The following is a 13998-nucleotide window of genomic DNA, read 5'->3' on the forward strand; positions in this document are numbered from 1 at the left end:
GAGGTGGTGAGTTTATAAAGCAAGCTCTTACCTCAGTCCGGCATTGTTTTACAGAGAATTCAAGAATACAAAATTGCACCGAAAAGCCGAACTGGCCGCCGGTTGGTGTTACTCACCACCCTACTATTTCACCAGCCCAGCACCTACACCAGTCCCTCACGCAGCAAATCGTGCAGGTGAATGAAGCCCGCGAAGGTGCCGTCCTCCGTCACCACGAGTTGCGTAATGTTGCGCTGCTGCATGCGGGCCAGGGCCTCGGCGGCAAAGTCGTCGATGTCGATGGTGGCCGGCTGGGGCGTGAGAATGTCGCTGGCGCGCAGGCTTTCGAGGTCGGAGAAGCTGCCGAGCATGCGGCGCAGGTCGCCGTCGGTGATGATGCCGGCCAGGGCGTCGGCAGCGTCGAGCACGGCGGTGGCGCCGAGGCGCTTGCCGGAAATTTCCAGCAATACCTCTTTCAGGGTAGCGTCGAGGCGCACCTGGGGGCGCTGGTTCTGGCGGCTAAGGTCGCCTACTTTGAGGTAGAGCTTCTTGCCGAGGGTGCCGCCGGGGTGCAGGCGGGCAAAATCGGCGGCCGTGAACTGGCGGCTTTCGAGCAGACACACGGCCAGGGCGTCGCCCAGGGCCAGCGCAGCGGTGGTGCTGGTGGTGGGGGCCAGGTTGTTGGGGCAGGCCTCTTTCTGCACCGGGGCGTGGAGGATGAAATCGGCCTGCCGGGCCAGGTAAGAGTCGGCATTGCTGACCAGCGCGGCCAGCGGCACACCCTTGCGGCGCAGCAGCGGCACCAGCACCTTTATTTCGGGCGTGTCGCCGCTTTTGCTGATGGCCACTACGAAGTCGCCGGGCTGAATCATGCCCAGGTCGCCGTGAATGGCATCGGCGGCGTGCATAAACAGGGCGGGCGTGCCAGTGCTGTTGAGCGTGGCCACGATTTTACCGGCAATGTGGGCGCTTTTGCCGATGCCCGTGACCACCACCCGCCCCGCCAGGGCCAGAATAGCCGTGACGCAGCGCGCGAAGTCGGGCGTGGCGGCAATGGCTTCGGCCACGTCGTGCAGCGCGGCCGCTTCGGCGTGCAATACCTGCCGGGCAATGGCCAGCACGTTGACGGCCGGGGCCGGCGCGGCGGATGCTGCCGCAGCAGCCGAAGAAGAGGAAGAAGCCATCGAAAGAGCGGGGTTGAGGGCGCAAAATTCGGGGAAAACTACTGGATTGCGGAGCGGGGGAACTTTCCCGGGTCTGTTAAGAAAAAAATTTCGCTTTCATGTTGAAAACGACGGCTCGTGCTTATCTTCGTTTAGTCCTGCTTCTGCAAGCCACTTACTTTAGTTCCGTCCAATGCCGCTACCCGTCCTCGAAGCAACCGCCGAAGTTGCTGCCGACCTGAAACACAAGCTTAAGGAAGTTTTTGGCTACGGCCAGTTCAGGGGAACGCAGGAAGCCGTTATCAAGAATGTCCTAACGGGCCACAACACATTTGTGATAATGCCCACCGGCGCGGGCAAGAGCCTGTGCTACCAGCTGCCGGCCCTGGTGGTGCCGGGCACGGCCATCGTCATTTCGCCGCTCATCGCGCTGATGAAGAATCAGGTGGACCAGTTGGGCGCGTTCGGCGTGAACGCGCAGGTGTACAATTCGACCCTCACCAAAAGCGAGATGAAGCGGGTGCAGCGCGACGTGGTGAGCGGCGAGGTGCGCCTGCTCTACGTGGCCCCCGAAAGCCTCAACAAGGACGAAACCATTGAGTTTCTGCAGCGCTCCAACATCAGCTTCGTGGCCATCGACGAGGCCCACTGCATCTCGGAGTGGGGCCACGATTTCCGGCCCGAGTACCGCCGCATTCGCGGCATCATCGACCATCTGGGGCCGAACATTCCCATCATCGCCCTCACGGCCACGGCCACGCCCAAAGTGCAGCTGGATATCCAGAAAAACCTGCACATGGACGACGCTTCGGTGTTCAAGACCAGCTTCAACCGCACCAACCTCTACTACGAGGTGCGCGCCAAGCACAACACCAAAAAGCAGCTCATTCAGTACATCAAGCAGCGCAAGGGCAAGGCGGGCATCATCTACTGCCTGAGCCGCAAGAAGGTAGAGGAAATTGCAGAGCTGCTGCGGGTGAATGACATCCGGGCACGGCCCTACCACGCGGGCCTCGACCAGCAGGTACGCATTGACAACCAGGATGCTTTTCTCAACGAGGACTGCGACGTGATTGTGGCGACCATTGCCTTCGGCATGGGCATCGACAAGCCCGACGTACGCTTCGTAGTGCACTACGATGCGCCTAAAAGCATCGAGGGCTACTACCAGGAAACCGGCCGCGGCGGCCGCGACGGCCTGGAGGGCGACTGCCTGATGTTCTACAGCTACGACGACATTCTGAAGCTGGAAAAATTCAGCAAGGACAAGCCCGTGACCGAGCGCGACAACGCCCGGCAGCTGCTGCAGGAGATGACCAACTACGCCGAAAGCGCGGTGTGCCGCCGCCGGCAGCTGCTGCATTACTTCGGCGAAAACCTGGACACCGACTGCGGCTTCTGCGACAACTGCCGGCACCCCAAGGAGCGGTTTGAGGGCGAAGAGGCCGTGGGCCTGGCCCTGCGCGCCGTGGTGCAGACCGAAGCCCGCTTCAACCTCGACCATATCGGACAGGTGCTGATGGGGCTGACCAACCCGCACATCGAAAGCTACGGCCACAACGGCCTGCCGGTGTACGCGCAGGGCAAGGAGCTGGGCGACGCGCAGTTCTGGCACTCGGTGCTGCGGCAGTGCCTGCTCAACGACTTTCTGGAGAAGGACATCGACAGCATCGGGCTGGTACGCATCACCGACCGCGGCATTGACTTCATCGAAAACCCGCGCTCCATCACCCTCACCAAAGACCACAACTTTGAGGAGGAGCAGAAGGCTGACGAGGAAAAGGAGGAAGTGCAGCACGCCGCCGGGCACGACGAAGTATTGTTCAGCCAGTTGAAAGAACTGCGCCGGCAGGTGGCGAAGCAGAAAAACCTGCCCCCCTACGTGCTCTTTCAGGACCCGAGCCTGAAGGAAATGGCCACCACCTACCCCACCACGCTGCACGACCTGACGCACGTGTCGGGCGTGGGCCAGGGCAAGGCGCAGAAGTTCGGCGCGCCGTTCGTGGCGGCCATCAAGAAGTACGTGGAAGACAACGACATCGTCACGGCCGAGGACGTGGTGGTGAAGTCGGCCGTGAACCGCTCGAAGAATAAAATCTTCATCATCCAGCAAATCGACAAGAAGATGATGCTGGAGGATATTGCCCAGGCCCGCGGCCTCGACATGCGCGAGCTGATGGAGGAAATCGAGCACATCTGCTACTCCGGCACCCGCCTGAATCTCGATTACTACCTCGAAGACATGGTGGATGAGGACAAGCAGGAGGAAATCTACGACTACTTCATGAACGCCAGCACCGACAACATTGCGGTGGCCTTGAAGGACCTGGGCACCGACGATTTTACCGAAGAAGAGCTCCGGCTGGTGCGGATTAAGTTTATCAGCGAGGTGGCAAATTAGGCTCTTTACAGCGCCGCTACCAGTTCGCGCCACGACTCCTGCTCGGGGATGCCGGGCTTGCGCTTGCCGAACAGCAGCAGCAGGTTGCGGCCCTGGGCGTCGAAGAGTTCCAGGGAGGTTACCACGCCGTCGGCGGTGGGCTTTTGCACCACCCAGCTCTCGGCTACATCACCTAGCTTAAGGTGGAGGTTAAATTCAGGGTCGAGCACGTTAATCCAGGGGCCGGTGGGCACGATTTTGTGCACCGCGCCAGTGTGAATCTGAATGCAGCCGCGGCTGGCCACGAAAATCATAACTTCCTGCTCCTGCGCGGCGGCGGCGCGCAGGGCGCGCTCTATGGCATCATTCGCCACGCGGCGCAGCAGCTCGGGCGGGCCGAGGCGCAGCGCCTGGGTGCGGCTCAGACCAAACTGCCGCAGCAGGCCGAAGAAGGCGTGGGTATCCTGCAGGTCGCGCCAGGCAGCCTGGAAACCAGCTACGTCGATGCTGTCGTCGGAGGCTTCGGCTTTTTCGGTGGGCGACGGTGTGGTAGCGAGTGTGTCGGGTTGCACGTCGGCACGGTAGCGGGCCACCAGGGCGTCGTAGGCAGCGTCGTCGCTGGTTTCGGTGAGGTAGATTTTGTGCAGCGCCTCGCCATCGGCGGCGAAGAACTGCAGGCTGCGGCGGCCGTTTTCGCTTACGGCGAAGCCAAATTGCCAGTGCATCATAAAGAGACGCAGGTCAATATCTTCGCCTAGCACGAGGCCCATCTGCCCCTGAAAGGATACGTCGCGGTACGGGCCCTTGCGCTCGTGCACCACGCTGTCGTTGCGGGTCAGAGCCATCACGTGGCCCAGGGTGGGCACTTCCTTTAGCAGCTCGCGGAAGTCGCCGGCCAGAAATACCACGGGCGAATCGGCGGCATTGGAGCATTGGGTGGCTAGTAGCTCGGCTTCGCTGCTATTCAATTGTTTGGCGGCATCGCGGATGCGGGTTTGGGGATTGGCGGCTTTGAACTCGGCCCAGCGGGTGGCGAGGGCGGCGGAGGCAGTGAGGATTTCAGACATAATTTGGATGAGATGAGGAAGATGAGAGAACAAAACTCCCCTCCTTGGAAAGGAGGGGATGTTTTCGCGCAGCGAAAACGGGGGTGGTTGAACCGGTCGCGCCGATTGGGCTTTTGTTGAGTTTTTTGAAAAATCGAGAGCAGAACAAGGTATTACTGCGTCGTTCTATTGGCGCGAACGGGCGAACCACCCCCGTTCGCGCCTCAGCGGCGCTCACATCCCCTCCTTTCCAAGGAGGGGAGTTTGTCGTTCTACTCCTTCCCTATTACTTCATTATTGCCGAGCGGCACAATGAGCGGGCAGTTCAAACGCGGGTGTTCGAGCAATTCGACTTCGATGTCGAAGCCTTCCAAGATGTTTTCACTGGTGAGCACCTCGGCCGGCAGCCCGCAGGCAATAGCCCGGCCCTGGCGCATCAGCAGCACCTGGTCGGCGTATTGGGCGGTCAGGTTGAGGTCGTGCAGCACAGCTACCACGCCAAAGCCGCGCTCGCGGGTGAGGCGGCGAGCTACGTCCAGGGTATGGTGCTGGTGGCGCAGGTCGAGGCCGGTGAGGGGCTCGTCGAGGAGCAGGAAGCCGCCCTCGGCCTCCCACACCTGGGCCAGCACGCGGGCCAGCTGCGCCCGCTGCTGCTCGCCGCCCGAAAGCGTGGGGTAGCTGCGCCCGGCCAGGTGGCTGAGGCCCACGGCGGCCAGGGCAGCAGCCACCACGGCGTGGTCGTGGGCCGTGGGCTGGCCGCCAAAGTGCGGGTAGCGCCCCAGCAGCACCAGCTCCTGCACCTGGAAAGCCAGCGCCAGCGTGTGCTGCTGCGTGAGCACCGCCCGGCGCCGGGCCAGGCGCCCGGGAATCCAGTCGCCCAGCGGGCGGCCCGCGAAGGTGAGGGTGCCGGCGCTGGGCCGGAGGTCGCCGCTGAGCAGGCGCAGCAGCGTGGATTTGCCCGCCCCGTTGGCTCCCACCACGGCCACAAGTTCGCCGGGGCGGGCGCGGCCCGACACCTGTTGCAGCAGGGTTTTCGGGCCGATTTTATAGGTTAGGTTCTGGAAATCGAACATAGTGAGGGATGGGAAACCCAGAACGTCATCCTGAGCGACGAAGGAGCGAAAGGACCTCGCCTGCTTCGTTGGGGTGGTAATTAATTACTGCTGCACGCGGCGCGGGCGAGGTCCTTTCGCTCCTTCGTCGCTCAGGATGACGTTCTATTTATGCACTTCTTCAAAAATCCCATTCCACCGGCTCACCAAATTTGAGCAGATTCCCATCAGGGTCGAGGATGTAGAACTCCCGCATGCCCCAGGGCCGCACCGCCAGCGCGTGCCCGGGGCGCAGCAGGCCGGGCACAGCGGCGTAGCTTTCATGCAGCGCTTCGATGCCCTGCACCCGCAGGTATCAGGAGCAGGATGCGCCCAGGGCGTCGTCGGTGGTCAGCCAGAAGTGCAGCTCCTGCTCGTTCAGCTTCAGCAGTAGCAAATCGGGGTAGCGGCCCACTTCGCGAAAGCCCAGCTTCTGGCGGTAGAACTGGCTGGTACGCTCCAAGTTGAGGCTGGGCAGCTGCGGCACAATGGTGGTGATAGTGAAAGCAGACATAAAGGGTGCGGATGACCGACTGGTAAGGCGAAGAAGCTGGTAGACTTTTTTATTTGTTTTAAAGAAAAGTATACAGGACTGTATACTTTTCCGCCGGTTTGCGAAAAAAGTCTACCAGTTGAAATGACTTAGCGGAGCCTGCGCTGCTCGCGCAGCACCATCCCCAGAAAGACCGGCGCGCCCAGCAGCGCCGTGAGAATGCCAATGGGCAGCTCGGCCGGCGCCGCCACGGTGCGCGACAGCGTATCGGCCAGCACCAGCACCAGGGCGCCGCCCAGGGCCGAGGCGGGCAGCACGAAGCGGTGGTCAGGCCCGCCCACCAGCCGCAGCAGGTGCGGCACCAGAAAGCCCAGGAAGCCAATGGCGCCCACCATCGCCACCGAGGCGCCCACGGCCAGCGTGGCCAGGGCCACCAGCTGCCACTTCAGCCGGGCCACGGGCAGGCCCAGGTGGGCGGCCTGCTCCTCGCCCAGCGCCAGCAGGTTCAGCGGCTTGCCCAGGCGGGGCAGCCCCAGCAGCGGCAGCGCCAGAAAAGGCAGCAGCGTGGTCACGGTGCGCCACGAGGCGCCGCCCAGGCTGCCCAGTCCCCAGAAGGTGATGCTGCGCAATTGCGCATCGGTGGCGGCGTAGGTGAAGAGGCCGGTGAAGGCGCCCGCCAACCCGTTGGTAGCCACGCCCACCAGCAGCATGGTGCTCACCAGCACCCGCCCGCCCACGTGCGACACCCGGTATACAAACAGCGCCGTGAGCGCCGCGCCGAGGAAGGCCATGAGTGGCAGCAAGTAAGTGCTTATGGAGTTGTTAGGGTCGGCAAAAGCCGGCAGGAGCTTGAGCAGTTTTTCTTCCAGAATGATGGTGGCCACGGCCGCCATCGACGCGCCGGAGGAAATACCGAGCAGCCCGGGGTCGGCCAGCGGGTTGCGAAAAAGGCCCTGAATAGCCGCCCCCGACAAGCCCAGCGCCGCGCCCACCAACAGCCCCAGCACCACACGCGGCAGCCGGATGGCCAGCAGCACGCCTTCCTGCTGCGGCTCGAACGCCAGGCCGGTAGCTACTCCCAGCTTACTCAGCAAGATGCCCAGCACCGCCGGCACCGGAATGGCCACCGCCCCCACCACTACCCCCACCAGCATGGCTGCCAGCAGCCCCGCGGCCAACGCCAGCAGCAGCAGGCGCGGCCGCCGCGTGGGGGCCGGGGTGGCGGTGAGCTTGGGTTTTTCGGCGATGGCGGGCATTTGGAGTTGGGGGTTGGGTGAGAAAGCTTTATTCTATCATGCTGAGCGCACCGAAGCACCCTCTCACGCTTGGAAGATTGATTTACTGTGTCGTGCAGGCGTAAAAAGATGCTTCGCTACGCTCAGCATGACAGTTCTTACTTCAGCTTACCGGCCAGCTCGGCCGTGGCCTGGCCCAGGCGCGGGCCGAAACCGGTGAGCAACTGGCCGTCCATTTCAATCACGCGGCCGGTTTTGCCGGCGGTGGTTTGGGCGATGCCGGGCACTTGCAGCAGGCCGGCTTTGCCGCCCAGGCTGGCCAGGCCGCTGTCGAAGAGCAGCAGCATGTCGGGGTTGGCCGCCACGAGGGCCTCGGCGGTGAGGGGCTTGAAATCGGCGAAGTCGGTGACGGCGTTTTTGCCGCCGGCCAGCTCGATGATTTTCGCGGCCTGGGTGCCGGTGCCGGCCACCATCATGGTGCCGCTGCCCCGGGCGTAAATAAACAGCACTTTGGGCGCGGCGGCGGGCTTTTTCACCTTCGCCAAATCGGCATTCAGCTGCTTGATGACGGCCGGCGCCTGGGCCGAAGCTCCGAAGGTCGCTGCCACTTCGTTGATGAGTCTGGCAGTACCCGCCACCGAATATTCCTGCTTGAATAGCTGCACCTTCACGCCAGCGGCGCGCAGCTGTTCTGCTACTTCGGGCTTCAGGCTTTCGGTGGTGCCCACTACCAGGGTGGGCGTCAGGGCCAGTACGCCTTCGGCCGAGATATTGCGCGAGTGGCCCACCTTGGGCAGTTTCTCCAGCGCGGCGGGATAGGTGCTGGTCACGTCCACGCCCACCAGCTGGCTTTGCTTGCCCAGCGCGCACACGATTTCGCTGATGGTACCGCTCAGCGACACCAGCCGCGGGGCCGGGCCGGCCAGAGCGGTGCCCAGGGCGAGCAGCACAACAGCAACACTCAGCAACAGGCGGTTAAAAAGAGTTTTCATAGCTCAGAAAGACTTTGAGTGAAACTGTCCTGCTGACGAAAGAAGCCTTTTGTTGTGGCCGGATTCCCCCCACGGTCATCCCCACCCAAGGCTCCTTTCACCAGCACGACAGGTAGTTACTTCAGGTTGGTAGTGCCGTCGGCCTGATACACGTAGCGGAACGAGTAGTAGCCGCTGGGTGAGGTGGCCGTCGGGGCGGCCGGCGCATCCTTGTAGTAGTTCTGAATTTCCAGCTTGGCGTACCTGCCGAGGGCAGTTTTCAGCGCAATCACGCGGCCCGCGATGGGTGAAATGAGGTGCGTGGTCTGGTCGTAGCTGTACCAGCCGTTGCCCGAGCCGGTCGGGATGGCTTTGCCAGTGGCGGCGTCAGCTTTGTAGCCGGTAGTGGGCGCCGTGGTCAGCTCTCCAAACAGGCCGGGCAGCACCTGCGCCTGGCCCTGGCCGGGACCGCTCGTGCCGCCGTTCACTAGGATGGTCGTGCCGCGGAAAGCCACGTCCCACTTCGTGCTGGCCGAGTCGGTGTACGGCACCGTGCCCTTGCTCACGAAGCTGTAAAAAGTGTAGTGAGCCGGCGCCAGCGGCTGGCCGGTGGTGCTGATAAGCGTGGTATTGAGGCGGGTGCTGCCGTCCAGCTGCACGCTGTGGCGGAAGCTGTAGTAGCCGCCGGGCGTGGCCACGGTGGGGTTGGCCACGGCATCCTTGTAGTAGTTCGTGATTTCGAGCTTAGCGTACTTGCCGGTGGCGGTTTTCAGCAGAATCACACGGCCCGCAATAGGCGAAATGATGTGTGTGGTTGAGTTATAGTTGTACCAGCCATTGCCCGGACCCGCCGGAATGGCCTTGGCCGCCGCGCCGTCGCTGGCGTAGCCGGTGGTAGGAGCGGTGTTCTGCGCCTCGTAGGTAGTGCCGCTCACCACCTGCGCCTGGCCCTGGCCGGGGCCGCTCGTGCCGCCGTTCACCAGGATGGTCGTGCCGCGGAAGGCCACGTCCCACTTCGTGCTGGCCGAGTCGGTGTACGGCACTTCGGCCTTGGTTTCGAGGCTGTAGAAGGTGTAGTGCCGGGCGGGCAGCGGGCCCTGCGGACCATTGCCTGCCGAGGGCTGGGGCACCAGGCTGGTCACAGCGGCGGGGGTCAGTACGATAGGATTGGCCGCGCCGGGGGCCAGGCTGGTCACGGTTTCGGCCTGCGTGGGCGCGGTGGGCGCTACTACGGTGTCGTCGTCATCGTCGCACGAGGCCAGGCTCAGCGTCGTCAGCGTCAGGGCGGCCAGGGCCACGCGGGGGTTCAGGAGGTTCATAGAATGTTAAAAGGGTTGATTTTGAGACTGATTTAGTTGGTCCGCTTGCCCAGCTCCACGCCCAGGCTGGCGTAGAAGAGCCGCCCCGGCAGCGTGCTGATGAAGGCCGGATTGGTGTGGTTGAACAGGTTATCGACGTTGGCCTGCAGCGTATAGCGCTGGTAGAAGGTCTTGCTCACGGCCACGTTCCAGAGGGTGTAGCCGGCCACGTATTCGCTGGCCGCGTCCAGAATGGTGTTCTGGTTGAGGTCGCCAAAGCCATAGCGGCCGCGGTAGATGGCGCGCAGGCTGGCCGTCCAGCCCCGCCGCTCGTTGTCGTAGAAGAGCTTGGCGTTCCAAGTGTGGCGCGAGCGGTTGAAGAGTCCGCCGTAGTCGCCAGGGCGCACACGGCGGGTTTCGCCGTCGGCATCGCGGCGGAATACCTGGCCGGTTTCCACGCTTTCCTCTACCGCTTTATCCTTGGCAATGAGGTACTGGTAGCCACCGCTCAGCGTGAGGCTCAGCGGCAGGCGCAGACTGTTTTCCAGTTCCAGGCCCTGGGTGTAGGCGCGGGTGATGTTGCGATAGGAATACACAGCCTGGCCGTTTTTCTTCAGCGCCACCGTGGCCGTTTCGATGAGATTGGTGAGGTCGTTGCGGAAGGCATTGGCCGAGAAGCGGTACTGGTACTGCTCGTTGCGCAGCTTCGGTTCCAGCACAAAGCCCACGTTGTAAGCCAATGAGCTTTCGGCCGTCAGGCCGCTGGCCTGGTCCAGCACCGCCTGGTAAATCACCGGTTGGCCGGTAGCGGGGTCCACCGTCAATTGGCCCTGGGCGGCCAGCAGGGCCACCTTGTCGCGCACCTGGCTGGTACCGAACACGCTGTAGCCCACCACCGGATTCGAGAAATTCAGGTACAGCTGCCGGAAATCGGGTGCCCGGTAGCCACGCCCGGCCGAGCCGCGCAGTGCCAGCCAGGGCCGCAGTTGGTAGCGCGCCGCCAGCTTGGGACTAACCTGCCCGTCATACTGGCTGTGTCCGTCGTAGCGCAGGCCACCCACGATGTTCAATTTCGGCAGTGGCGTCCAGTCGTACTGCCCAAAGGCGTAGCGGGTTTGCTGGCGCTGGCGTTGGTCGTAGCGGGTGGCCGCCACGGTTTCCCACACGTAGCCCACGCCGCCGGTGATGGTGTGGCTGGCCGTCGGCGACCAATCCACCTGCACCTCGGGCCGGGTGAAATACTGGTTAAAATACGTGACGTCGTAGGGCTGGCCATCCACCGCGTAGGTGTAGTCTTCCTGGGTGCGGTAGCCACTCACGTACAGTCGTGTAGTGGCAAAAAGCTTGCCGCCGGCCGAGCGGTGCGTCAGCACCGGGTTCAGGCTGTAGTCCTGCTGCCGGGTTTTTAGCCGTACATCCGCATCGGTACCATCCTCGCCCGCCATGCGCATTACGCTATTCTGGTTTTCAATAAAATACCGTCCTGAAACACTGAGCTTGGTGCGCTCGCTGAACTGGTAGCTCACCCGGCTCTGGGCGGTGTAGGCCGCGAAGGGCGGCACCGTCGGCGTGCCGCTTTCGGGCTGCAAGGTGTAGCCCGCCGAACTATAGCGGTTCAGGAACAGCGTGGCACCCAGCTTCGGCCCGCGCACGTTGAGCTTGCCGGTGAGGTCGGCGGTGCGGTTGGTGCCGTAGCGCAGGCGCAGCTCGCCGCTGGTGCCGTCCTGCGGCTGGCTGGTGATGATGTTCACCACGCCGGCCAGCGCGTCGGAGCCCCACAGGGCCGAGGCGGGCCCTTTCACCACCTCGATGCGCTGGATGTTGCCCACCGCCACCCGCGACAGCTCCAGCGTGCCGGCGGTGCGGCCAATCAGCGGCTCACCATCCACCAGAATCAGCGTGTACTCCGGGCTCAAACCCTGCATCTGGATACCGCGCCCGTGGTCGGCCACAATGTTGAGGCCGGTTTGCTCGCCCAGCACGTCGTTGAGCCGCAGCGAACCCATGGCCTTAATCTGCTTCGCCCCTATCACCGCCACCGGAATCGGTACTTCGGTGAGACTCTTTTCGGTGCGCGTAGCCGTCACTACCACGTCGTCGAGGCGCTGGCGGCGCAGGGTATCGGCCGGCTGCTGGGCCAACGCCGGCAGCCCCAGGCCCCACAACGACACGCAGAAAAGACGAACCAACACCATGCTTTCTGTATTTAGAATTATTCTAAACAGCCGCAAAGGTATTCAGCGTTGACTCACCCGGCAAGACTATTTAGATTAATTCCAAATAAAAATTCAGGCAACAAAAAAGTGGCCCTGATAATCAGGGCCACTTTTTTGTTGACGCACGTAGGGGCGGGGGCAAGCCTCGCCCGAATCGTTACAGTCGTTTACTCAACTGGGTAATCGCGGGCGCGCGGGAGCAAGCCCAGCCCCCACGAGTGCTAGCAATACTCCTCGAAGGCGCCTTGCAGGTTGTTCACGATACGCATGGCATCGTTACCTTCAATGTGGTAACGCTCAATCATGTGCACCAGCTCGCCGTCCTTAAACAGAGCGATGCAGGGCGAGGAAGGCGGATACGGCAGCAGGTGCTCGCGCATCTTGGCCACGGCCTCGGTTTCCATGCCAGCAAATACGGTCACGAGCTTAGCGGGCTTTTTGTCGGCGCTGGCGAGGGCCATTTTCAGGGCGGGGCGGGCCTTGGCGGCGGCGCAGCCGCACACCGAGTTCACGGCTACCAGCACGGTGCCTTCTTTGTCGGCGAGGGCGGTTTCAACTTCTTCGGGGGTCATGAGCTGCTCGAAGCCAACTTCGACCAGGTCCTGGCGGATGGGCGCCACCATGTATTCGGGATAAACTGCCATTGGGAGTAATTTTTAAAAGTAACGGCGTGAGCCGTAGTTAGAGCCAGGCAAAGATACGCGGCCTATAAGTGGGAAGCGGGGGCAAAAGTTTCGAAAACGGGTTAATGGTGTAATTCGATAGGGACGCAATATTTTGCGTCTCGTCGTTGAACAATTTGGCTCCATTGACGCGACCGATGAGACGCAAAATATTGCGTCTCTACTGTCTGGGCCACTATATCCGACCTCTCATCTTGTTGCCTACTCTGCTCATCTCATCGCCTAGAATTGCCCCGCCGCTTAAAATCCAATAACTTCGCCCGGTAAGCTATTCACACAGGAAAAATTTCCGGGAATCATGCAATTCAACTTCTACTCGCTGGGGCTTTTGCTGGGGCTGGCGCCGCTGGCTGCCCAGGCCCAGGTCGATTCGGTGCGGGCCAAGAACCTGCCCGGCGCCCAGGTAGCCGAAAAGGCTTACAACATGGGACTTGTCAGCTTCAACGGCAAGAACTACACTGCCGCGCTGGCTAGCTTCAACCAGGCCGTGGCGGCCAAGCCCGACTTCGGCGCGGCCTACTCGAACCGGGGCGCCACGCGCTACGAACTCAAGGAATACGACAAAGCCATTACCGACTACGACCAGGCCCTGAAGCTGGAGCCGGGCAGCTACCGCAGCTACTTCGGCCGCGCCCAAGCCGAAGAGGCACTCAACAAGCTCGACGCGGCCGAGCAGGACTACTCCGAGGCGGTGAAAAACCAGCCCAGCTACGCCCCGGCCTGGTACCAGCGCGGTATCATTCGCTTCGAGAAGGAGGAATACCAGCAGGCCCGCGACGACTTCGACGGCGCCATCAAGGCCGACCCCAACTACGCCTACGCCTACCACGACCGCGCCAGTGCCAATACCAAGCTCAGCAACTTTGCCTCTGCCGAGCAGGACTATTCCAAAGCCCTGAGCCTCGACCCCAGCCTGCTGCCCGCCCTGCTCAACCGCGCCGCCGCCGAGCGCCGCCAGGGCAAGCTCAAGGAAGCTCTGCGCGACTACGACGCCTACCTCGACAAAAAGGCTGACAATGCCCTGGCTTTTAATAACCGCGGCAGCGCCCGCTTCGAGAATAAGGACTACGCCGGGGCCATTTCGGACTTCAACCAGGCCATTCTGCTGAACCCCAAATACTCCTTTGCCTGGAACAACCGGGCGGCGGCCTACCTGAAGCAGGAAAACTACGAGAAAGCCGAATCGGACGCCGACGAAGCGCTGAAGCTCAATCCGCAGTACGCCGAGGCGTACTTCAACCGGGGCCATGCCCGCGAGATGCTGCGCAAGGCCGAGGACGCCTGCGCCGACTGGCGCAAGGCCGCCGAGCTGGGCATTGATGCCGGCAACAGCTACGCCGCCGCCGCCGGCTGCGCCGGAGAGGCTACTGAAGCAAAAGATGAGGCGCCAGCCGACGAGAAGGCCGAACCGAAAACCACCGAGGGTAAATAGCTCATTATCTA

General features: G+C 62.5%; 12 protein-coding genes. 2 read left to right on the forward strand and 10 right to left on the reverse strand.

Features of this window, described 5'->3' with window-relative positions:
• Positions 1-143: 143 nt before the first annotated feature.
• Positions 144-1163 (reverse strand): KpsF/GutQ family sugar-phosphate isomerase, encoded by a 1020-nt coding sequence (locus tag Q5H93_RS07445; protein ID WP_305005878.1) that lies wholly within the window; start codon positions 1161-1163, stop codon positions 144-146.
• Positions 1164-1335: 172 nt separating this feature from the next.
• Here Q5H93_RS07445 and recQ point away from each other — a divergent pair, with 172 nt between their 5' ends.
• Positions 1336-3543, forward strand: coding sequence for a DNA helicase RecQ (gene recQ / locus Q5H93_RS07450; RefSeq protein WP_305005879.1), 2208 nt, complete (start codon positions 1336-1338; stop codon positions 3541-3543).
• Between the two features lie 5 nt (positions 3544-3548).
• Here recQ and Q5H93_RS07455 read toward each other — a convergent pair whose 3' ends face one another.
• The 9 genes from Q5H93_RS07455 to Q5H93_RS07495 all read right to left on the reverse strand — a co-directional run bounded on the left by Q5H93_RS07455 (position 3549) and on the right by Q5H93_RS07495 (position 12516).
• The gene (locus tag Q5H93_RS07455; RefSeq protein ID WP_305005880.1) at positions 3549-4589 is read right to left on the reverse strand and encodes a hemin-degrading factor; all 1041 of its coding nucleotides are present in this window, start codon (positions 4587-4589) and stop codon (positions 3549-3551) included.
• 251 nt (positions 4590-4840) lie between these two features.
• Entirely contained in the window at positions 4841-5641 is an 801-nt protein-coding gene (locus Q5H93_RS07460; protein WP_305005881.1) for a heme ABC transporter ATP-binding protein, read from the reverse strand.
• A 160-nt stretch (positions 5642-5801) separates the two neighbouring features.
• Positions 5802-5966, reverse strand: a complete 165-nt coding sequence (locus Q5H93_RS07465; protein WP_305005882.1) for a VOC family protein — start codon at positions 5964-5966, stop codon at positions 5802-5804.
• Positions 5967-5975: 9 nt separating this feature from the next.
• Positions 5976-6173 (reverse strand): VOC family protein, encoded by a 198-nt coding sequence (locus Q5H93_RS07470; protein ID WP_305005883.1) that lies wholly within the window; start codon positions 6171-6173, stop codon positions 5976-5978.
• A gap of 128 nt (positions 6174-6301) precedes the next feature.
• Entirely contained in the window at positions 6302-7408 is a 1107-nt protein-coding gene (locus tag Q5H93_RS07475) for a FecCD family ABC transporter permease (RefSeq protein ID WP_305005884.1), read from the reverse strand.
• A gap of 137 nt (positions 7409-7545) precedes the next feature.
• Positions 7546-8379: a heme/hemin ABC transporter substrate-binding protein gene (locus Q5H93_RS07480; RefSeq protein WP_305005885.1), complete on the reverse strand. Its 834-nt coding sequence runs from the start codon at positions 8377-8379 to the stop codon at positions 7546-7548.
• A gap of 116 nt (positions 8380-8495) precedes the next feature.
• Positions 8496-9677, reverse strand: coding sequence for an HmuY family protein (locus Q5H93_RS07485; protein ID WP_305005886.1), 1182 nt, complete (start codon positions 9675-9677; stop codon positions 8496-8498).
• 32 nt (positions 9678-9709) lie between these two features.
• On the reverse strand, positions 9710-11851 hold the full coding sequence (locus tag Q5H93_RS07490) for a TonB-dependent receptor plug domain-containing protein (protein WP_305005887.1): 2142 nt from the start codon (positions 11849-11851) through the stop codon (positions 9710-9712).
• Positions 11852-12093: 242 nt separating this feature from the next.
• Positions 12094-12516 carry a BrxA/BrxB family bacilliredoxin gene (locus Q5H93_RS07495; RefSeq protein WP_305005888.1) on the reverse strand — a complete coding sequence of 141 codons (423 nt, stop codon included), beginning with the start codon at positions 12514-12516 and terminating at the stop codon, positions 12094-12096.
• A 337-nt stretch (positions 12517-12853) separates the two neighbouring features.
• Here Q5H93_RS07495 and Q5H93_RS07500 point away from each other — a divergent pair, with 337 nt between their 5' ends.
• Positions 12854-13987: a tetratricopeptide repeat protein gene (locus Q5H93_RS07500; RefSeq protein ID WP_305005889.1), complete on the forward strand. Its 1134-nt coding sequence runs from the start codon at positions 12854-12856 to the stop codon at positions 13985-13987.
• The last annotated feature ends 11 nt before the right edge of the window (positions 13988-13998 follow it).

It is taken from the genome of Hymenobacter aranciens, assembly GCF_030580865.1.
Lineage (GTDB): Bacteria > Bacteroidota > Bacteroidia > Cytophagales > Hymenobacteraceae > Hymenobacter > Hymenobacter aranciens.